The organism is Mesorhizobium sp. M0848, assembly GCF_040319805.1.
Taxonomy (GTDB): Bacteria; Pseudomonadota; Alphaproteobacteria; order Rhizobiales; family Rhizobiaceae; genus Mesorhizobium.
Genome location: NZ_JAMYOM010000004.1, coordinates 279,979 through 299,514, shown reverse-complemented (window position 1 = coordinate 299,514; position 19,536 = coordinate 279,979). Strand labels below are relative to the sequence as shown.

Annotated in this window: 19 protein-coding genes; 10 read left to right on the top strand and 9 right to left on the bottom strand. The window is 62.2% G+C overall.

What is annotated here, in order from left to right; genetic code table 11:
* Nucleotides 1–58 precede the first annotated feature (58 nt).
* Nucleotides 59–1,369 carry an urea ABC transporter substrate-binding protein gene (gene urtA / locus NKH95_RS06720; RefSeq protein WP_128303581.1) on the bottom strand — a complete coding sequence of 437 codons (1,311 nt, stop codon included), beginning with the start codon at nucleotides 1,367–1,369 and terminating at the stop codon, nucleotides 59–61.
* A 312-nt stretch (nucleotides 1,370–1,681) separates the two neighbouring features.
* Here urtA and NKH95_RS06715 point away from each other — a divergent pair, with 312 nt between their 5' ends.
* On the top strand, nucleotides 1,682–2,095 hold the full coding sequence (locus tag NKH95_RS06715) for a hypothetical protein (RefSeq protein ID WP_023813011.1): 414 nt from the start codon (nucleotides 1,682–1,684) through the stop codon (nucleotides 2,093–2,095).
* Nucleotides 2,096–2,160: 65 nt separating this feature from the next.
* On the opposite strand, the gene NKH95_RS06710 is transcribed toward NKH95_RS06715, so the two are convergent.
* The 3 genes from NKH95_RS06710 to NKH95_RS06700 form a co-directional block, all read right to left on the bottom strand.
* On the bottom strand, nucleotides 2,161–3,732 hold the full coding sequence (locus NKH95_RS06710) for a GMC family oxidoreductase (RefSeq protein ID WP_352720136.1): 1,572 nt from the start codon (nucleotides 3,730–3,732) through the stop codon (nucleotides 2,161–2,163).
* A 46-nt stretch (nucleotides 3,733–3,778) separates the two neighbouring features.
* A complete protein-coding gene (locus NKH95_RS06705; protein ID WP_352553014.1) occupies nucleotides 3,779–4,309 on the bottom strand; it encodes a gluconate 2-dehydrogenase subunit 3 family protein in 531 nt (176 codons plus the stop codon).
* An 80-nt stretch (nucleotides 4,310–4,389) separates the two neighbouring features.
* Nucleotides 4,390–4,785, bottom strand: a complete 396-nt coding sequence (locus tag NKH95_RS06700) for a VOC family protein (RefSeq protein ID WP_352868613.1) — start codon at nucleotides 4,783–4,785, stop codon at nucleotides 4,390–4,392.
* A 226-nt stretch (nucleotides 4,786–5,011) separates the two neighbouring features.
* On the opposite strand from NKH95_RS06700, the gene NKH95_RS06695 reads away from it, so the two are divergent.
* Nucleotides 5,012–5,317, top strand: coding sequence for a ribbon-helix-helix domain-containing protein (locus NKH95_RS06695; RefSeq protein ID WP_352868616.1), 306 nt, complete (start codon nucleotides 5,012–5,014; stop codon nucleotides 5,315–5,317).
* Nucleotides 5,318–5,327: 10 nt separating this feature from the next.
* Here the strand turns inward: NKH95_RS06695 and NKH95_RS06690 are convergent, their stop codons facing one another.
* Nucleotides 5,328–5,765, bottom strand: a complete 438-nt coding sequence (locus NKH95_RS06690; protein WP_023813016.1) for a VOC family protein — start codon at nucleotides 5,763–5,765, stop codon at nucleotides 5,328–5,330.
* A gap of 580 nt (nucleotides 5,766–6,345) precedes the next feature.
* Here NKH95_RS06690 and NKH95_RS06685 point away from each other — a divergent pair.
* The 3 genes from NKH95_RS06685 to NKH95_RS06675 all read left to right on the top strand — a co-directional run bounded on the left by NKH95_RS06685 (nucleotide 6,346) and on the right by NKH95_RS06675 (nucleotide 9,954).
* Nucleotides 6,346–6,972: a gluconate 2-dehydrogenase subunit 3 family protein gene (locus tag NKH95_RS06685; RefSeq protein WP_352868618.1), complete on the top strand. Its 627-nt coding sequence runs from the start codon at nucleotides 6,346–6,348 to the stop codon at nucleotides 6,970–6,972.
* Between the two features lie 2 nt (nucleotides 6,973–6,974).
* On the top strand, nucleotides 6,975–8,741 hold the full coding sequence (locus NKH95_RS06680; RefSeq protein ID WP_352868620.1) for a GMC family oxidoreductase: 1,767 nt from the start codon (nucleotides 6,975–6,977) through the stop codon (nucleotides 8,739–8,741).
* A gap of 187 nt (nucleotides 8,742–8,928) precedes the next feature.
* Nucleotides 8,929–9,954: a c-type cytochrome gene (locus NKH95_RS06675; RefSeq protein WP_352891223.1), complete on the top strand. Its 1,026-nt coding sequence runs from the start codon at nucleotides 8,929–8,931 to the stop codon at nucleotides 9,952–9,954.
* 9 nt (nucleotides 9,955–9,963) lie between these two features.
* Here NKH95_RS06675 and NKH95_RS06670 read toward each other — a convergent pair whose 3' ends face one another.
* On the bottom strand, nucleotides 9,964–10,671 hold the full coding sequence (locus NKH95_RS06670) for a purine-nucleoside phosphorylase (RefSeq protein ID WP_352612813.1): 708 nt from the start codon (nucleotides 10,669–10,671) through the stop codon (nucleotides 9,964–9,966).
* A gap of 86 nt (nucleotides 10,672–10,757) precedes the next feature.
* Nucleotides 10,758–13,331, bottom strand: a complete 2,574-nt coding sequence (gene cckA, locus NKH95_RS06665; RefSeq protein WP_023813021.1) for a cell cycle histidine kinase CckA — start codon at nucleotides 13,329–13,331, stop codon at nucleotides 10,758–10,760.
* Between the two features lie 223 nt (nucleotides 13,332–13,554).
* Here cckA and NKH95_RS06660 point away from each other — a divergent pair, with 223 nt between their 5' ends.
* Nucleotides 13,555–14,295 carry a hypothetical protein gene (locus tag NKH95_RS06660; protein ID WP_352440300.1) on the top strand — a complete coding sequence of 247 codons (741 nt, stop codon included), beginning with the start codon at nucleotides 13,555–13,557 and terminating at the stop codon, nucleotides 14,293–14,295.
* Nucleotides 14,296–14,510: 215 nt separating this feature from the next.
* On the opposite strand, the gene dksA is transcribed toward NKH95_RS06660, so the two are convergent.
* On the bottom strand, nucleotides 14,511–14,927 hold the full coding sequence (gene dksA, locus NKH95_RS06655) for an RNA polymerase-binding protein DksA (protein ID WP_013531862.1): 417 nt from the start codon (nucleotides 14,925–14,927) through the stop codon (nucleotides 14,511–14,513).
* Nucleotides 14,928–15,258: 331 nt separating this feature from the next.
* Between dksA and NKH95_RS06650 the strand changes: the two genes are divergently transcribed.
* From NKH95_RS06650 to NKH95_RS06635, 4 genes are all read left to right on the top strand, one after another.
* Nucleotides 15,259–15,762 (top strand): SixA phosphatase family protein, encoded by a 504-nt coding sequence (locus NKH95_RS06650; protein ID WP_352612812.1) that lies wholly within the window; start codon nucleotides 15,259–15,261, stop codon nucleotides 15,760–15,762.
* Between the two features lie 63 nt (nucleotides 15,763–15,825).
* Nucleotides 15,826–17,304, top strand: a complete 1,479-nt coding sequence (locus NKH95_RS06645) for a YcjX family GTP-binding protein (protein WP_352612810.1) — start codon at nucleotides 15,826–15,828, stop codon at nucleotides 17,302–17,304.
* A complete protein-coding gene (locus tag NKH95_RS06640; RefSeq protein ID WP_023813026.1) occupies nucleotides 17,301–18,392 on the top strand; it encodes a YcjF family protein in 1,092 nt (363 codons plus the stop codon). Before NKH95_RS06645 ends, NKH95_RS06640 begins: the two co-directional genes overlap by 4 nt.
* Before the next feature lie 135 nt (nucleotides 18,393–18,527).
* Nucleotides 18,528–19,082: a hypothetical protein gene (locus NKH95_RS06635; RefSeq protein ID WP_127295926.1), complete on the top strand. Its 555-nt coding sequence runs from the start codon at nucleotides 18,528–18,530 to the stop codon at nucleotides 19,080–19,082.
* Between the two features lie 66 nt (nucleotides 19,083–19,148).
* On the opposite strand, the gene NKH95_RS06630 is transcribed toward NKH95_RS06635, so the two are convergent.
* Nucleotides 19,149–19,415 (bottom strand): hypothetical protein, encoded by a 267-nt coding sequence (locus tag NKH95_RS06630; RefSeq protein WP_027036746.1) that lies wholly within the window; start codon nucleotides 19,413–19,415, stop codon nucleotides 19,149–19,151.
* Between the last annotated feature and the right edge of the window lie 121 nt (nucleotides 19,416–19,536).

Below are 19,536 nucleotides of genomic sequence, written 5' to 3'. Positions count from 1 at the left end.
GACGGCGGTAGTAGCCGTCCGGACGCGCGCGGTCTGACTAGGTCAGCCCTGGGAGGGATCAGTTCGTGCCCTTGCCGCCGCACTTGCCGGTGGCAACGTTGAAGTTGCCGCAGGACAGAGGCGCGCGCCAATCGGAGATCAGGTCCTTGGAATCAGGCAGATAGTCGGACCATTCGTCGCCCATCACCAGGCCCGGCGTGCGCGACACGGTTTCGAACTGGCCGTCGGCCTGGATTTCGCCGATCAGCACCGGCTTGGTGATGTGGTGGTTCGGCATCATCGTCGAATAGCCGCCGGTCAGGTTCGGCACCGACACGCCGATCATGGCGTCGATGACCTTGTCCGGATCGGTGGTGCCGGCCTTCTCGACCGCCTTCACCCACATGTTGAAGCCGATATAATGGGCCTCCATCGGATCGTTGGTGGTGCGCTTGTCGTTCTTGATGAACTTGTGCCAGTCGGCGATGAACTTCTTGTTCTCGGGCGTATCGATGCTCTCGAAATAGTTCCAGGCAGCGAGATGGCCGACCAGCGGCGCGGTGTCGAGACCTGCAAGCTCTTCCTCGCCGACCGAGAAGGCCATGACCGGAATATCCTCGGCCTTGACGCCCTGGTTGCCGAGTTCCTTGTAGAACGGCACGTTGGCGTCGCCGTTGACGGTCGAGACGACGGCGGTCTTCTTGCCGGCCGAACCGAACTTCTTGATCGCCGAAACCTCGGTCTGCCAGTCGGAGAAGCCGAACGGCGTGTAATTGACCATGATGTCTTCCGCAGCCACGCCCTTGGCCTTCAGATAGGCTTCGAGGATCTTGTTGGTGGTGCGCGGATAGACGTAGTCGGTGCCTTCCAGCACCCAGCGCTTCACCGAACCGCCATCCTCGCTCATCAGATAGTCGACGGCCGGAATGGCCTGCTGGTTTGGCGCCGCACCGGTGTAGAACACGTTGCGCTCACTTTCCTCGCCCTCATACTGGACGGGGTAGAACAGGATGTTGTCGAGTTCCGAGAACACCGGCAGCACCGATTTGCGCGACACCGAGGTCCAGCAGCCGAACACCGCCGCGACCTTGTCCTTGGAGATCAGCTCGCGCGCCTTTTCGGCAAACAGCGGCCAGTTGGAAGCCGGATCGACGACGACCGCCTCGAGCTTCTTGCCGAGCAGGCCACCCTTGGCGTTCTGCTCGTCGATGAGCATCAGCATGGCGTCCTTCAGCGTCGTCTCCGAAATCGCCATGGTCCCCGACAGCGAATGGAGAATGCCGACCTTGATCGTGTCGTCGGCGGCCTTCGCCGGAGCGGACATCAACAGGCCGGCGGCGACCACGCTCGCCGAAAACATTTTTGTTATTGTCGAGAAATTACCCCTCATATTACGGACTCCCAAGCTGGTTGATTGCACCGCAACACTACAAAGCAACCCCCATGCCAATCGCTCCGGCGACCCCGAAAGGGTACAAATAGTTCAGAAATATCAGCGTCTTGGAATGTAGGGCCTCCAAAACAAAGAGAGGCGGCCAAGAATCGATTGAGGGAATTTTGCGCAGCTTACGCAGTCGTTGCCTAATTTTCACTCATTCTCTCAGGCTGCCTATATTTTGATCTCAACAGCAGTGCCTCAGGCGACCGATATTGCGGCGCGGTGCAAAAATAGGGCAAGCTCTCTCTTCAAGCGAGCGACGTCATGGTTTCAGGGATTTCACGCATTTTTATCGGCATACTGCTTCTGGCCGCAGCAACCGGGCCTGCGCGAGCCGATTTCAGCGACGGCAAGATGCCTGACGGCACTTATCATTGCGAAGTGTACCTGCTTGGCATGTTCCTCAGCCTCGGCGACATCACCATCAAGGGGAACGTCTACAGCGGCCCGGTCTACACCAGCCTCCGCGTCTTCGACCCCGTGCAGCAGGGCTATAACTATCAAATGGACGCAAACGGCGTGATCTCGTGGCTGGGGCCGCTGGGCGGATATACCACCGGCGGCAATTCGCTGTCGCTGACCCAGGCGACGCTCGACGGTGAAACCGCCCCTTCCTTCGACATCATCATGAAGCAGCCCGACGGCGCTTTCACCGCCTCGACCTGCACCAAGCAATGAAGCGGCAGGAAAAAAGGCGCGGAACCTTGCGGGTTCCGCGCCAGCAGTCTGTCGGGAGGATTTGACTAGATCGTCTTTGCCGACATTTGCGCGGCGATGTAGTCGGCCTGGCGGATCGCGAGCGACACGATCGTCAGGGTCGGGTTTTCGGCGGCCCCGGTGGTGAACTGGCTGCCGTCGGACACGAACAGGTTCTTGATGTCGTGCGCCTGGCCGTGCTTGTTGACGACGCCGTCTTCCGCTTTCTCGCTCATCCGGTTGGTGCCGAGATTGTGGGTCGACGGATAGGGCGGCGTCGGGAAGGTGCGGGTGGCGCCGACCGCATCGTAAAGTGCCGTAGCCTGTTTGTAGGCGTGGTTGCGCATCGCGGTGTCGTTCGGATGGTCGTCGAAATGCACGTCGGCGATCGGCATGCCGTGCGCGTCCTTTTCGTCGGTATGCAGCGTGATGCGGTTCTCCGCACGCGGCATATCCTCACCGACGATCCACAGGCCGGCCATGTGGTCGTAGTGATCGAGTGCGGTGGTGAACGAGCGCCCCCAGGCACCCGGATCGAGGAACGCCGCCATGAACGGCAGGCCGAGCGACAGCGTCTCGAACTCGTAACCACCCACGAAACCGCGCGATGGATCATGCCGCGCCTCGTCGCGGATGATGCCGGCCATGGTCGTGCCGCGATACATGTGCACCGGTCTGTCGAAGATGGCATAGACCGAGCCGGTGGTGTGACGCATGTAGTTCTTGCCGACCTGACCCGACGAGTTGGCAAGCCCATCGGGGAATTTTCCCGATGCCGAATTGAGCAGCAGCCGCGGGCTCTCGATCGAATTGCCGGCAACCGCGACGATGCGCGCCTTCTGCTCCTGCAGCTTGCCGTCCTTGTCGGCGTAGACGACGCCGGTCACCTTTCCGCTAGCGTCGTGGTTGATCTTGATCGCCATGGCGTTCGGCCTGACTTCGAGATGGCCTGTCGCCTCGCCCTTGGGGATCTCGGTGTAGAGCGTCGACCATTTGGCGCCCCATTTGCAGCCCTGGAAGCAGAAGCCGGTCTGCTGGCAAGACATGCGATCGTCACGATCGACCGAATTGATCGCCATGTTGCCGGTGTGGCATTCCTTATAGCCGAGCTTGTCGGCGCCGGCCTTCAGCACCTTGAAATTGTTGTTGCCCGGCAGCCGCGGCCAGTCATTGGTGCCGGTGACGCCCATCTTGGCTTCAGCCTTGGCATAGTAGGGCTCCAGCTCGGCCAGCGTGATCGGCCAATCGAGCAGGTTGGCGCCTTCCAATTTGCCGTAGGTCGACAGCGTCTTGAACTCATGCTCCTGGATGCGCAGCGAAGCTCCGGCCCAATGCGTGGTCGAACCGCCGACCGACTTGACGATCCAGGCCGGCAGGTTGGGAAAGTCCTTGGCCACACGCCAGTCACCCGACGTGGTGCGCTTGTCCGTCCAGGCGAGCTGGCTGAACGAACCCCACTCGTCATTGATGAAGTCTTCGTATTCGTGGCGCGCGCCGGCTTCCAGGATGACGACGTCGACACCCTTCTGGGCGAGTTCGTTGCCGAGCGTGCCGCCGCCGGCGCCCGAGCCGATGATGACGACCACGCCGTCGTTGTTCAGATCAAATGAAGCTGCCATGGTTTCCTCCCATGATTTCTGTTTGCGGGTTCAGGAACGACGGGGCTCAGAGCCACTCGATGTCGTCGAAACCGCGCGCGATGTAGCCGCCCTTGGAATAGGACTCGCCCTCGTAACCGAAGATCGGCCACACCTCTTTCTGGTTGTAGAGGCTGACGACGAGGCCGCCTCTGATGGCCTGGAAGAATGGCGTCACCTCGATTTGCTTCAGCACGGCGACCCGCTGCTCCTCCCAGCCAAGGCCGCGATAGCCGCCGCCACCGGACTTCTTGTCGAGGTCGGCGATGCCGTCCTCGAGCATCGCCTTGTAGGCGGCGTCCTTGCCGGCCTGCTCGTCATGACCTTTCACGGCAATGGCGTAATATTTGTCCGGAACCTGATCGTGCGGATAGATGTCACGCGCCATCTGGATCAGCGTCGCCATGGTTTCGGGCTTGAGTGCCGATGTCTCGAGCCCCCAGGCATGTTCGGGGCTGATGACGGCGCTGCCGGAGATGACGAGCAGCGCGCCGATGCCGCCGCGTCTGAGAAGCTCTCGACGGGAAAGCCCAGGCTTCGCGTCATAGATCGTGACCATTTTTATTCCTCCCTGCTTGCTATTTGCACCCTTGAGAGTGCCGTTGCTGGCGCTACCTGCCGGTGCGGCTGCAATGTCTCCTATTGAAAGCGACCTGTGCGTTGCAGAACCTCGATCTTGTAGCCGTCGGGGTCCTCGATGAAGAAGAAACGCGCGATCAGCGACCCGTCGCGGTTGAACTCGACGATCTTCTTCGGATTGAGGCCAAGCGCACCGAGACGATCATGTTCGCCGTCGAGATCGGCGACCGAGACCGCAAGGTGACCGTAGCCGTCGCCCAGCCCGTAAGGCTCCTGCCGATCCTTGTTCACGGTCAGTTCGAGCTCGAACCCCGACTCGGCATTGCTGAGGTAAAGGAGCGTGAATGTCTCGAAATCCAGCCTGTCGGCGACATCGAGCCCGAAGGCGTTTCTGTAGAAATCGACGGACCGGGCCTCTTCGAGAACCCGGATCATGCTGTGGATCGCCTTGGCCAAATCAGTCTCCGCTCTGGTGTGGAGACGATTATGCGCGGCACGGACAAAAGGTGGTGGCAGCCGGTTACCACGCCCGAAGCCGTGAACCGTCCTCCATCGCCAACAAGGACAAAAGTCCGATTGCCGTGGCGGCGATTTTACCCGAGAATGCATGTGGGGACAGGTCAAGCAGTGTCAAACTGCACGCCCGTCCACCCAAGACCAACAATCATGGGAGGTTTGTCGGATGTGCAGGGTGTTTGCGGGCCAGGATCCCGAAGGCTATCGCCAGATCAACCGGTCGATTCGCATCGACGGCCACTCGACCAGCATCCAGCTTGAAGGAACATTCTGGGCGTTGCTCGACGAGATCGCCGAAAACCAGAACCTGACGACGCCGAAATTCATCTCCAAGCTCTATGACGAAGCCATAGAGCTCAACGGCGCCATCCCGAACTTTGCGTCGATGCTGCGCACCACCTGCGCGCTCTATCTGCGCGGCCATCGGCCAGGGATGGATGAGCAGATGGTGCCGAAGCGGGAAGCTGCTTAGCGTATTGCGCTCAGCTGAGTTCTTGGGCGAGCCCGATGAGAAGCCCTCCAGGCCCTCGAATGTAACATAGCCGATACACGTCTCTATACTGGACGACTTCGCCTTCGAGCCGCGCACCGCGATTGCGGAGCCTTTCGAGCGTCCCGTCAATGTCGTCCACAGTGAACATGACGCGGAGGTAGCCCAGGGCGTTTACCGGGGCGTTGCGGTGATCGGCGACGACAGGCGGCGTGAGGAAACGGGACAGTTCGAGCCGGCTGTGGCCGTCCGGCGTCCGCATCATGGCAATCTCGACGCGCTGATCGCCCAGTCCCGTGACACGTCCGGCCCATTCTCCTTCGATCGTAGCCCGCCCTTCGAGCTCAAGGCCGAGCTCGCCAAAGAAACCAATCGTCTCTTCAAGGTCATCGACGACGATTCCTATGTTGTCCATCCGTTTGAGCGCCATGGTGTTCAGTCTACAAGGTGTCGTCCAGGTCGTAAACTCATTAGCCTGCTTGCCAGCTGAGCAAGTATGATCAAGGGATCTTGAGAGCCTGGTGATGCGTCGCGGTGGGCCTGGCATTGACCGCGACCTCGAACGCCACCCGGTCAGTGGCTGGTTCCTGATTCATGCCTGATGGCACGACGCTGTTTCTATCGGTCCAGGATCCGGGCAGGTAGGCCGGATGCTTCGCGGGATCGTGGCCCGACTTCCGGGCAGCCATCCGGCTTCAACAACACACCCAGACCCGATCGGCAGTCGACCGAACCCTCGCTAACGATTTTGTGATGTGGTTGACGAGGTCATTTTCATCTCGCAGTCTATCGGCATTCGATCTGCGGATTAAACTAACTATCGTTGTCATGATTACTTTGGCGTCACTTCCCGGGTGCGTTCTCTTATTTTCGAGATTCCTAATATGAACCATCGCAATCCTGTTCGAATGAATCGGCGTCTTTTCCTGTCCTCGGTCGCAATATTTACGGCAACCGCGACATCGGCCGGTTTTGCGCGATCGTTCTCGGGCACTTTGCCCTGGACGCCAATGGCATCCGATCCACCCGCGCAGGTCGTGGCCGGCGGCTGGCACTTTTTCTCAGCCCAGGAAGCAGCCCTTGTCGAGGCGATCGTCGACCGCATCATTCCGGCCGACGAGCTCAGCATGGGCGGCAAGGAAGCCGGTTGCGCCGTCTATATCGACAGGCAGTTGATGGGGGCGTTCGGAGTGTCGAGCCGGCTTTACACGCAAGGCCCGTTTCTGCCTGGACTGCCCACCCAGGGCTATCAGGGCGAGGCCAATCCGGCGCAGCGTTACCGCACCGGGCTTGCCGCCATCGACGCCTTCCTGAAACAGCGGGACGGCAAGACATTCGTCGAGCTCGCATCGGCCGAACAGGATGCCTTCCTGACGGCAATGGAGGCCGGGCAAGTCGACCTGCCCAATGGCGTCAAGGGTCCCGGTTTCTTCGGGCTTCTGCTGCAGAACACCATGGAAGGGTTTTTTGCCGACCCCGTCTATGGCGGCAACAAGGACATGGTCTCGTGGCGCATGCTTGGTTTTCCAGGTGCCCGCTACGACTACCGCGACCATGTCAGCAAACACAATCAGCCATATCCGCAGCCGCCTGTCTCGATCATCGGGCGTCCCGAATGGCTCGGCAAAGGCGCCTGATCATGACCAAGATACTGCCTCGCAAAGACGTCGTGATCGTCGGCCTCGGCTGGACGGGATCCATTCTGGCCCACGAATTGACCGATCAGGGCCTCGACGTGGTGGCCATAGAGCGCGGCCCCTGGCGCGACACGGCAACCGATTTCAACATCGGCTATGCGCAGGACGAGTTGCGCTACAGCATCCGGCGCGACCTCTTCCTGCAGCCGACCGTCGAAACCATGACGGTGCGCAATGACCCGTCGCAGAAGGCGCTGCCGATGCGCGATTTCGGCTCCTTTCTCCCCGGCAACGGCGTCGGCGGCGCCGGCGTCCACTGGAACGGCCACACCTGGCGGTTCTGGGATTCGGACTTTCAGATAAAGACCAATCTGACGAAGAAATACGGTGCATCGAGAATCGCCGATCTCCAGGTCGAGGACTGGGGCGTGACCGGCGCGGAGATGGAGCCCTATTACGACCAGTTCGAGTATCTGGCAGGCATCTCGGGCAAGGCCGGCAATATCAAGGGGCAGTTGCAGGAAGGCGGCAATCCGTTCGAGGATCCAAGGTCGCGGGATTATCCGAACCCGCCGATGCAGATGACCTACGCGCCAACCCTGTTCGCCGAGGTCGGCCGGTCGATCGGCCTGCATCCCTTCCCGACCCCATCCGCCAACATGTCGCGGGCCTATGTCAACCCGCTCGGCATCGCCATGGGTCAATGCACCTATTGCGGGTTCTGCGAACGCTTCGGCTGTGCCAACTATTCGAAGTCGAGCGCCCAGACCACCGTCCTTCCCGTGCTGATGAAGAAGTCGAATTTCGAAGTTCGCACCGACAGCGAGGTTCTGCATGTCGATCTGGCTCCCGAAGGCAAGTCGGCGCGCGGCGTCACCTATGTCGATACGTCAGGCGAGGAATATTTCCAGCCGGCCGATCTGGTGCTGCTGTGCGCCTACGGCCTGCACAATGCCCGGCTGATGATGCTGTCCGGCATCGGCAAGATCTACGACCCCGGCAGTGGCGAAGGAACGGTTGGGCGCAATTACTGCTACCAGACAAATGCCGGCGTGCAGGTGTTCTTCGACGACAAGAACTTCAACCCGTTCATCGCCGCCGGCGCGCTCGGCCAGACGATCGACGATTACAATGGTGACGCGTTCGACCACGGCGCGCTGGACTTCGTCGGCGGCGCGGGCATCAACTGCATTCCCACCAACGGGCGCCCGATCGGAACCAGGCCGACCTTGCCCGGCACGCCGAAATGGGGCAGCGCCTGGAAGAAGGCAACGGTCGAGGGTTACAAGAGCACGCTTGGCTACTCGTCCCAGGGAAGCAGCTACGCGACGCGCAACAACTACCTCGACCTCGACCCGACCTACAAGGACCGTTTCGGTCGTCCGCTGATGCGCATGACGTTTGATTTTCCCGACAACGACATTCGCATGTCGAACTATGTCTGCGACCGGATGGAGGAAATCGCCAAGGCGCTCGGCGGCAAGCAGTACGCCGTCGGCCGCCGCAAGAAGGGCTGGGACAGCGTCCCCTACCAGAGCACCCACAATACGGGCGGCGCCATCATGGGAACGGACCCGAAGAAGAGCGCGGTCAACACCTTCCTCCAAAGCTGGGACGTCCCCAATGTCTTCGTCATCGGCGCGTCGGCCTTCCCGCAGAATGCCGGCAAGAACCCGACAGGAACCGTCGGCGCGCTCGCCTTCCGTGCCGCCGATGCCATCCGCAATCAATATCTGCGCAATCCCGGTGCACCCCTGGTGCAGGCATGAACAAGCTCGTTTTCACGCTCGCCATCGGCGCCGCGGCCCTCAACGCGGGCCCGGCACGGAGTGCCGACCAGGCGGACCAGATCATACGTGGACAGTATCAGGCCGTGCTCGGCGACTGCGCAGGCTGTCATACGCAGGCCGGGGGCAAACCGCTGGCGGCGGACTGCCGCTCGAAACGCCGTTCGGCATGCTTGTCCCGCCCAACATAACCCCCGACGGCGAAACGGGCATCGGCAATTGGTCGGAAGCCGATTTCCGCAGCATGATGAAGTCAGGCATCGGCCACAATGGCGTGCGGCTCTACCCCGCAATGCCCTACCCCGCCTATACCAGGATGAACGATCGGGACATTTCCGACCTGTGGGCCTATCTGACGACGGTTGAACCGGTATTGAACAAGGTCGAGGCCAATCAGCTGCCCTTCCCGTTGAACATCCGGCTGGCGATGCTGGGCTGGAATGCCCTCAACTTTACCGAGGCAAGCTTTCAGCCGGATTCCTCCAAGTCGGCGGAGTGGAATCGCGGCGCCTATATCGTCCAGGGTGCAGGACATTGCGGCACCTGCCACTCGCCCAAATCTTTCCTTGGCGCCGACAAGGACAGCGAGTTCCTGCAAGGTGCCTCCCTGCAAGGCTGGTTTGCCCCCGACATCACCAACAATGCGCAATCGGGCCTTGGGAAATGGTCTCAGGAGGATCTGGTCCAATACCTCAAGACCGGCGTCAACGCGCATTCGATTGCATCAGGTCCGATGGCGGAGGCCATCGAGAACTCCACGTCGAAAATGACCGATCCTGATCTCAAGGCGGTTGCAGTCTACCTCAAGAGCCTGGGCTCGGATGTCGACAGCGTCCAACCGGCAAAGCCTGACGCGACACGGATGGCAACGGGCGAGGCAATCTATCGCGACAATTGCTCGGCTTGCCATGGTGGAGATGGTGCCGGGTCAGGCGTGCTTTTCCCTTCCCTTGCCGGCAATTCGATCGTCGCGCAGGGCAGTTCCGAAACATTGGCCCGGCTCGTCCTTGCCGGCAGCCAGGCCGTGCACACGGCTGATGCACCGACTACGCCCGCCATGCCCTCCCTGGCCTGGCGCCTGAAGGACCAGGAGGTCGCCGACGTCCTGACCTATGTGCGCGCCAGCTGGGGCAACGCCGCCCCGGCGGTCTCCTCTGACGATGTCGCTGCCGTACGCAAGGGGCTGACCCGGTAGACCCGTACTCTAGCTCTCTGCTGCGACAGCGAGCGCCAGACGGCTCATGTCTGCGAACAATTCCTGGCGCTCGGAATAGTCGGTCTGTTCGCCGGTCTCGATGTTGTCGACCACGACACACATCGACAGCGCACGCGCTCCGAAATGCTCCGATATGCGATAGAGCGCGCTGGTTTCCATGTCCACGGCCAGGGCTCCTTCCGACCGCGCAACGGCAAAACGGGCGCGCCCTTCCGGGTGATAGAAGATGTCGCTGCACACCGTCAGGCCGACATGATGGTCGATGCCGAATTCTACCGCCTTGGCCAGTGACGATGCGAGAAGCGCCGGGTCGGGGCCAGCGGGTCCATAGAGGCCGAAGACCTGGCCGCTCTGGGCGCTTTCCGCCTGTGCCGATTGTGAGATGACAAGGCTGCGCAGTTTCGCCTTTGCGGTCAGGCTGCCGCAGGTGCCGGTGCGGATCAAGGTCCGGGCGCCATAATGGTCCAGCAGTTCATGCGCATAGATCAGAAATGATGAAACGCCGATGCCCGTCGCCTGAATGCTGATGGACTTGCCACGAAACAGCCCGGTGAAGCCAAGCGTGCCGCGGCGGCGATTGATGCAGCGCGGCGCTTCCAGGAACGTTCGCGCCATCCACTCGGCACGCTGCGGATCACCCGGCAACAACACCGTGTCGGCGTAGTCGTCCTTGTCCGCTTCGTTGTGCGGCGTCACAAGTTGCTCCCCTAAGCCTTCCTGCCGTTTCACCCGCAATCATGGCGTTGTCACGGCGTTGTGCAAGGAGGAACATGGGAAAGGCTCTAAGACTCCAGCACGTCCTTGACGATCGTCGCCAGTTGCTTGAGCGAAAACGGCTTGGGCAGAAAGCCGAAATGCGCATCTGCCGGGAGGTTTCTGGCGAATGCGTCCTCGGCGTAGCCGGACACGAAGACGAACTTGATGTCCGGCTGGCGCTTGCGCAATTCACCAAGCAGTGTCGGTCCGTCCATTTCCGGCATGACCACGTCGGAAACGACGATATCGACCTTGCCGCCCAGCGCCTCGAACACTTCCAGCGCCTCGACGCCCGACGATGCCTCGTGCACGGTGTATCCACGCGAGGTCAGCGCCCGCATGCCGCCCATGCGCACGGCATCCTCGTCCTCGACGAGCAGCACCGTGGCCGAGCCCGACAGATCCTTGGCCGGATCGGCGACCTTTGCCGGCGCCGCCGGCGCATCGCCGGGCTCGCCTGCTTTTTTCGCTTCGGCGATGTGACGCGGCAGGAAAATGCGGAAAGTCGAGCCTTTGCCGACTTCGGAATCGCAGAAGATGAAGCCGCCGGTCTGCTTGATGATGCCGTAGACCATCGACAGACCAAGGCCGGTGCCCTTGCCGACTTCCTTGGTGGTGAAGAAGGGTTCGAAAATCTTCTTCAGCACGTCGGGCGCGATGCCGCTGCCGGTGTCCTCGACTTCGACCACGACATAGTCCGCCGGGGCGAGTTCGCGGTAGGAAAAGGCCTTGCACTCCTCGGCGGTGACATTGCGGGTGCGCACGGTGAGATCGCCGCCCGCCGGCATTGCGTCGCGCGCGTTGACCGCAAGGTTGACCACCACCTGCTCGAACTGCCCGATATCGACCTTGACCGGCCACAGGTCGCGGCCATGGTCGACCTTCAGCTTGATGTCGTTGCCGACCAGGCGGGCGAGCAGCATCCTGAGATCGGCGAGCACGTCGGTCAGGTTGAGCACTTCCGGTCGCAATGTCTGCTTGCGCGAGAAGGCCAGAAGCTGCCGCACCAGCGAAGCCGCCCGGTTGGCGTTCTGCTTGATGTTCATGATGTCGGGGAAGGACGGGTCCGACGGGCGGTGGTTGGTCAACAAAAGGTCGGACGCCATGATGATGGCAGTCAGCACATTGTTGAAATCATGCGCGATGCCGCCGGCAAGCTGGCCGACCGCCTGCATCTTCTGGCTTTGCGCCATCTGCCCTTCGAGCGCTTTCTGCTCCGTTGTCTCGACGGCGTAGACGATGGCCGACTCCTCGGCGCCCTCGCCGCCGGTGCCGTCGGCGACGGCGTTGACGTAGAAGCGGATGTGCCGTTCGTCGTTGCCGGGCAAAAGCGTGTCGATCGGCTCGATGTCGGCCTGCCGCTGCTGCGCTTTCTCGAAGGCAGCCGCGAAGGCCGGCCGGTCGCGTTCATGGATCACCGTGTCGAGCCGTACGCGACGGTCGACGGCGTCGCGATCGACGACAGACGAAAACAGCGACAGGAACGGCGCATTGGTACGCAGGATGCGCCCATTGTGGTCGACGCCGGCGATCGCCATCGGTGTCGAGTTGAAGAAGCGGGTGAAGCGCACTTCCGAAGCCCGCAAATCGGCAGAGGCATCCTCGCCTTGCGTGCGGTTGAGCACGATCGTGCGTGTCGGCCCGTTCAATCCTTCGCGGCTGGCCGAAACGCGGTGCATGAAGCGCACCGGCAGCGCTTCGCCCGTCGTGGTCGTCAGGTCGAGATCTATCACCGCGTTGCGTGTGGTGCCGGGGTCGGCCTTGACCGAGCGGACCAGCGCCATGCCGTCGCCGGCCACGATCTCCGACAGAGACACGGCGCCGGGCGTGAAGCTGGTGAGGTCGATGCCCAGCCATTCGGCGAGCGTGGCGTTGATATAGGTGACGCGGCCCTCCTGGTCGGCCGAAAAGAAGCCGGCCGGCGCGTGGTCGAGATGATCGATCGCCTTCTGCAGATCGAGGAAGAAGCGCTCCTGCTCGGCCCGCTCCTGCGAGATGTCGGCAAGCTGCCAGGCCAGCATCGGCAGCCGCTGGCCTGGAACGCTGAAGGCGCGGGCGCGTGCCCGGTACCAGCGGGCGCCAGGCTCGGCACCGGGCCGAATGGACTGTGCGAGCCTAAACTCGCCGTCGCCCGGCTGGCCGTCGCGCAGGCCGGATGCCAGGCGATAGATCGTCACCGAGGCTTCGGGGACATCCGAGAGCAATCCCTCGACGGTCTTCAGGTCGGCAGCGGACGATGCTCCGGTCATATCCGCATAGGCGCGATTGGCGTAGACGACGCGGCCCTTGGTGTCGGTGACGAGAAGCCCCTGCGACATCGAATCGACGAAGGATTTCGACAGTTCGTCGCCTGTCGAGCGTGGCGTGACCTGCACGAAGCCGATCGCCGTCGCGAACAGGAAGCCGACGCCGATCATCGCCAGCACGCCGAGCATGCCGAGCAGGAAAGGATCGCCGAGGCGCTCGCGGAAAAGCCCGAAGACGATCGCCGCCCCCGTCAGAACGACGATGAAAATGATAAGCCGGGTGACCGCGCCGGGTCGCGTATTCTGGTCGACGATCGGTACCGGATAGAAATCGCCGCGCGCTTCCTTGGCCATGTGCCCCCTGCTCGTGAATTCCGGTGTTCCGACACCCGCCCCTAGCGGGTTGAATCACATTCTCCTAGTCCGGAAAAGGCCTGGGCGGCAAATGTCGGATAAAAATGATGTCTTCCAGGCTTCGGAGTTTTTCTAGCTGTTCACCAGCGTGAAACGCAACTTGCGGTGGCCCGCTGCAACGGTCTAGTGTCTCTTCACTTCCAAGGGCGATCAGGGGAACCCAATGCAATGGCTCGATAGCGTGGCAGGTCCCGGTTATGCCGCAGCATTGTTGTGGACGTTTGCAGCGCTTGTCCTGCTGGTTATCGTTCTCGTTATCATCAAGCTGGTGCGCAACCTGACATTCGGAACCTTCGTCGCCGGTGGCCGGAACCGCAAGACGCGACTGGCCGTCATGGATGCCACCGCCGTCGACAGCCATCGCCGGCTGGTGCTGATACGCCGTGACGATATCGAGCACCTGCTTCTGATCGGCGGCCCGACCGACGTCGTCGTCGAGCGCGATATCCGACTTTCGGCGCTACGCCGGCCGGCATTGACCGGAGATGGCGGCTTGCAGCCGGTTCCGGCCGCCGCGGCCCCGGCAAGACCGCGTCCGCCGCAACCCGCTCCGCCGCCGGCGAGACAGGCTCCCGCTCCACAGCCGGTGAACACGACGCCACCCGCCCGCCCGCGTACAACAGCGCCGCCGGCACCTGCACCGAAGCCGGCAACGCAAAGCTATCAGCCGACCAATGTCACGCCGTTGCCTGCCTACGGCTCCGCCAACGCCAACACCGCCCGGCACGCGCCGCCCCCACCGCAGCCGGTGCAGGACAGCATCGACGACACGCTGATGAGGGAACTCGAAGTGTCGCTGGATCAGCCCCGTTCGGGCGGCCCGGTGGGCAAGCCGGCGGCGCCGCAGTCGCTCGACGACGAGATGACCAAGCTTCTCGGCGAACTCTCCAGTCAGAAGAGATGAGCAACCGCCGGGTCGCTATCCCCGCGGAAAACATCGTCGCCGGTCTACTGGTCTACTGCCGAACCACCTCGTCCGAAGCGCCAAATATCAAGGGTTTACTGCCTTCGCCCGCCCTGAGCGGTGGATGCCGCACCAATAAAAATGGCCGGAAAACCGGCCATTTCAGAATCGAGTTCGTTCGATGACAGCCGGCCGTGAGCCGCCGGCCTTGACCTTCAGTCGTCGCGATAGACTTTTTCGCGGCGCTCATGCCGCTCCTGCGCTTCGATCGACAATGTCGCGATCGGACGTGCATCGAGCCGCTTCAGCGCGATCGGCTCGCCGGTCTCTTCGCAATAGCCGTAAGTGCCTTCGTCGATGCGCTGCAGGGCGGAATCGATCTTTGCAATGAGCTTGCGCTGACGGTCGCGGGCCCTGAGTTCGATGGCGCGGTCGGTTTCCGAAGAGGCGCGATCGGCCAGATCGGGGTGGTTGGCGTTTTCTTGCTGCAGGATTTCCAGTGTTTCGCGCGCTTCGCGCAATATGTCATTCTTCCAGGTGACGAGCTTTGAGCGGAAGTAGGATTTCTGCCGCTCGTTCATGAACGGCTCGTCTTCGGAGGGTACGTAATCGGCGGTAACGATGTCGTTCATTCGACTCACCCAAACTGCCCCAATTTTGGCGCCTATATATTCGTCGTCCGACGCCTGCACAAGCGCAATCGGCCGCTGTCTCACGCAATTGTTAAAGTACCCGTCACGCGTCTCTGCGGCCGCGTACGGTCGCTTTGGTACAAAATTCGCCGAGACACTTTCGATCCGGTGGCACATGCTTTCCGAGATTGCCGTGACCCCGGGGGCCGATACGCAAGAGACCTTTGCAGCAAGCAGCATTGGGTGATTCGCCGTGTTGAAGAGCACGGGCCATTGTGCGCAACGCCGTTCTCGTGGCTAATCCCGGGACGCTTCGGCATTCGGAGGTTGGGTGAGCAGGCTTTATCTGTTGCGACATGCAAAGGCTGGCTGGGCACTGCCCGGCATGCGGGATTTCGATCGCCCGCTCGATGCCTCCGGCCGCGCCGATGCCGAAATGGTGGGGGCCGCCATGCGCTCCCGCCTCTATGTTCCGGACCGGACGCTCTGCTCCAATGCCAAGCGCGCCAAGGAGACGCTGGAAGGCCTGGCCGGCCAGACCGACACCGGCCGGGTTCTGTTCTTCGACGCGCTCTACAGCGCGGACGCGGCCGGGTACCTCCACCTTATCCGCGACAATGGCGGATCAGGCTCATTGCTGGTCATTGGCCACAACCCGATGATGGAAGACCTCACCATGGCAGTTTCGGGCGACGGCGACGAAACCGCGCGGGCCACGCTGAACCATGGGTTCCCGACCGCGGGCCTGGCGGTCGTCCGCTTCGACGGCGATCTTGCCAGCGCCGCCCAAGGCACCGGCTATCTCGAAGCGTTCCTGACGCCGGCCGATCTCTGAAGCCATTTCAAAGCCTGGTTGCAGAGCCTATATCGGACGGACCGAAGTCCGAGAGAGCAAATTTTGGCATCATCGCTGACCACCTTCACCGACGAAGCGAGGATTGCCCTCGACACGCTGTCGGGCCGCGCCACCGGGCTTTTTTCCCCATCGCTGCGCCTCGGCGTGACGGGATTGTCCCGCGCCGGCAAAACGGTGTTCATATCGGCCCTTGTCCACAATTTGATCCATGGCGGCCGCCTGCCGCTGTTCGAGGCGCAGAAATCTGGGCGCATCGCCCGCGCCTTCCTCGAGCAGCAGCCCGACGACGCGGTGCCGCGTTTCCAGTACGAGGACCACATCGCCGCCCTGGTCAACGACCGCGCCTGGCCCGATTCGACGCGTGCCATTTCGGAACTGCGGCTGACCATCGAATATGAATCGGCTTCCGGCTGGAGCCGCATGTTTTCCTCCGGCAGATTGTCGGTCGATATCGTCGACTATCCCGGCGAATGGCTGCTCGATCTGCCGCTGCTCGGCAAATCCTTTGCCGATTTTTCGCACGAAGCCTTCGAAATGGCCGTTCTGCCGGTGCGCGAGGATCTTTCGCAGAGTTGGCGGGCGCTGTCAGCCGGGGTCGACCCGAACGCCGATGCCGACGAGATGACGGCGCGCCGCCTGGCCGAAAGCTTCGCCGCCTATCTGAAGGCCTGCAAGCTCGACGAGCGGGCGCTTTCGACCTTGCCGCCCGGCCGCTTCCTGATGCCGGGCGATCTCGAAGGCTCGCCGGCACTGACCTTCGCGCCCTTGGCCGGGATCGGCGACAGGCGTCCGCGCCCGGGGTCGCTGCACGCCATGATGGACAGGCGCTATGAGGCCTACAAGACGCATGTCGTCAAACCCTTCTTCCGCGAACACATCACCCGACTCGATCGCCAGATCGTGCTGATCGACGCCATGCAGGCGCTGAACGCCGGCCCCGGCGCCATGGCCGACCTGGAACGCGCGGTAACCGAGATCCTCAGCTGTTTCCGACCCGGCCGGGGCAGCTTCCTCACCGATCTGTTCTCGCGGCGCATCGACCGCATCCTGGTTGCCGCGACCAAGGCCGACCATCTGCATCACGAAAGCCATGACCGGCTGCAGGCGATCGTGCGGCGGCTTGCCGACCGCGCCGTGGCACGGGCGAATTTCACCGGCGCCGATGTCGATGTGGTCGCCATGGCGGCGGTGCGCGCGACGCGCGAAGGCACCGTCAAGCAAGGCCGAGAGACGTTGCCAGTCATTATCGGCACGCCGATCGCCGGCGAGAAGATCAATGGCGCAACCTTCGATGGAAAGACTGAAACAGCCATATTTCCCGGTGATTTACCGGAGAAAATTGATGCGGTTTTTGATCTTTCGGGAGCCGATCACAAGCAGGATGCCGCGGACCCTGCAATCCGCTTCGTCCGTTTCCGTCCCCCAAAGCTAGAACGCACGGCCGAAGGTATCACCCTGTCGCTGCCGCATATCAGGCTCGACCGTGCCTTGCAGTTCCTGATCGGAGATCATCTGGCATGACTGCGCCCCGCAAGCCGGCAGCGTTCCGCATCGAGCCGGAAGCCGAACCAAGGCAAGAGGCGCCGCAGGCGCGCCGTGCCCAGGCCGATGCCCAGCGCAAACCCCGCGCGATGAAGGCCGATGTCGCGATGGTCATCCCGGCGGAAGTCGATGTCTTCGACGAGCCTGACATCATTGCCGCGGAGCCGCCGCCGGCGATCGCCCCCAGAAAACGCTCACTGCTCGGCAGCATCTTCTTCGGCGCCTTTGGCGTGCTGGTTTCGCTAGCTGTCGGCCTGTGGACCGACCAGCTCATACGCGACCTCTTCGCGCGCGCCGAATGGCTGGGCTGGCTGGCCGCGGGCATGGCTGCCATCGCCGTGCTGGCGCTTATGGTGATCCTGATTCGCGAGTTCCTGGCGATCGCCCGCCTTGCCGAGGTCGAAAAACTGCAGAAGCGTGCGCTCGACGCGATCGCCCGCGACGATCCCAAGGCTGCACGATCGGTCGTCGACGAATTGTCGGCCTTTGTCGCGGCCAAACCCGAAACCGCGGCCGGCCGGCGCGCGCTGGCCGAACTGCGCGGCGAAATCATCGACGGCGGCAATCTCGTGCGCTTGGCCGAGGCTGAAATTCTCGGACCACTCGATGCCAGGGCGAAGGTGATGATTCTCGAAGCCGCCAAACGCGTTTCGCTGGTGACGGCGGTCAGTCCACGCGCACTGGTCGATGTCGCCTATGTCGTGTTCGAGGCCGGGCGGCTTATTCGCCGCCTGTCAGAACTCTATGGCGGACGGCCGGGAACGCTGGGTTTCTTCCGCCTGGCGCGCAGCGTGCTGGCGCATCTGGCGGTTACCGGCTCGATCGCGATCGGCGACAGTTTCGTCCAGCAGATCGTCGGCCACGGCCTGGCCGCGCGCCTTTCGGCCAAGCTTGGCGAGGGCGTCGTCAACGGCATGATGACGGCACGCATCGGCATTGCCGCGATGGAGACGGCGCGACCCCTGCCCTTCAGCGCCGCCAAGCGTCCCGGACTTGGTGATTTCCTCTCGGCGCTGACATCGTTCGCAACCAGGAAAGATGGTGAAACGACCCCATCCGGCAAGTGAGCCGGGCTGGAGTGTCTGGACCTTCGGAATTGTTACCGGACTGCTTTGCGGCGGCCCCGCGGTGACGAAGCATTAACCAATCTTGTTCATGGTCAGACGGGTTCCAAACAGCATCTTTGTTGCCGGGTGTCGTCGATGAAAAGCGTAATTCTATCCAGCGTCCTGCCCTTGGCAACGGTGATTACGGCAGTCGTCGGCATTGCCGGAGTGGCCTCTGCGGCGGAGCCGGACAAGCAGTTCTTCCAGTCCGCCGAAGGCAAGTGGATCGGTCCCGGCGAAATCGTCGCCGGCAAATACAAAGGCACGAAGTTCAACTGCAGCTTCACCGGCTCGACGCCCGACGGCAAGGTCGGCATGTCGCTCGACGGCGGCTGTCGGGTCGGCATGTTCACCCAACCGATGTCGGCCAAGATCGAGCGCAAGGGCCGTGAGGGCTACAAGGGCAGCTTCATGGGTGGCGCGACCGGTTCCGGCCTCGACATCATCGGCGGCAACGTCGTCGATCCCCGCAAGGTGGTCTTCACCATCAACCGCAACCAGCTGCGCGGCGTCATGCAGGCTCGCATCCCTGACGACAATTCGATGACGGTGACTATTGCCGTGCGCGTCGACGACCAGCTGGTGCCGGTGATCGGCATGAGCCTGAAGCGCGTCGACGCGGTCGAAGTCGGCTCCATCGCGCCGAACTGAACAATTCAAAAGAAAAGGCGGCGACCCACCGGGCGCCGCCTCGTTTGATCCAATCGAATCAGGGCGTTAGCCTTTGATCGTGGCCGTCAGTTCGTCATAGGCCTTGCAGGCGTCGGCCAATGTCGTAGCGCCCTGATACTTGGTTGTCACCGCCTGGACCTTGGCCGTCAGATCAGCCGCTTTGGACGGGTCCTTGGTAATCGCTTCCTGAAGTGCTGCAGCCATGTCCTGCGCCTTCTTGGTCGCGATTTCCGCCGTGCACTCGGGCGCCTTCGAGCAAGCCGAACCGGCAAGCACCGCCAGGCCGACGGCAACAAACAAAAACTTCTTCATGTCAGTCATCTCCTCAAAAAGGGCGCGACTTGATCGTCGATCACCCTCCAATGGCCGAAGCCGAGCGTCCTTAGCCTTCGATTGCGGCAAGGTGCAACGTGTTCCCGGCCTCAACTTGTGT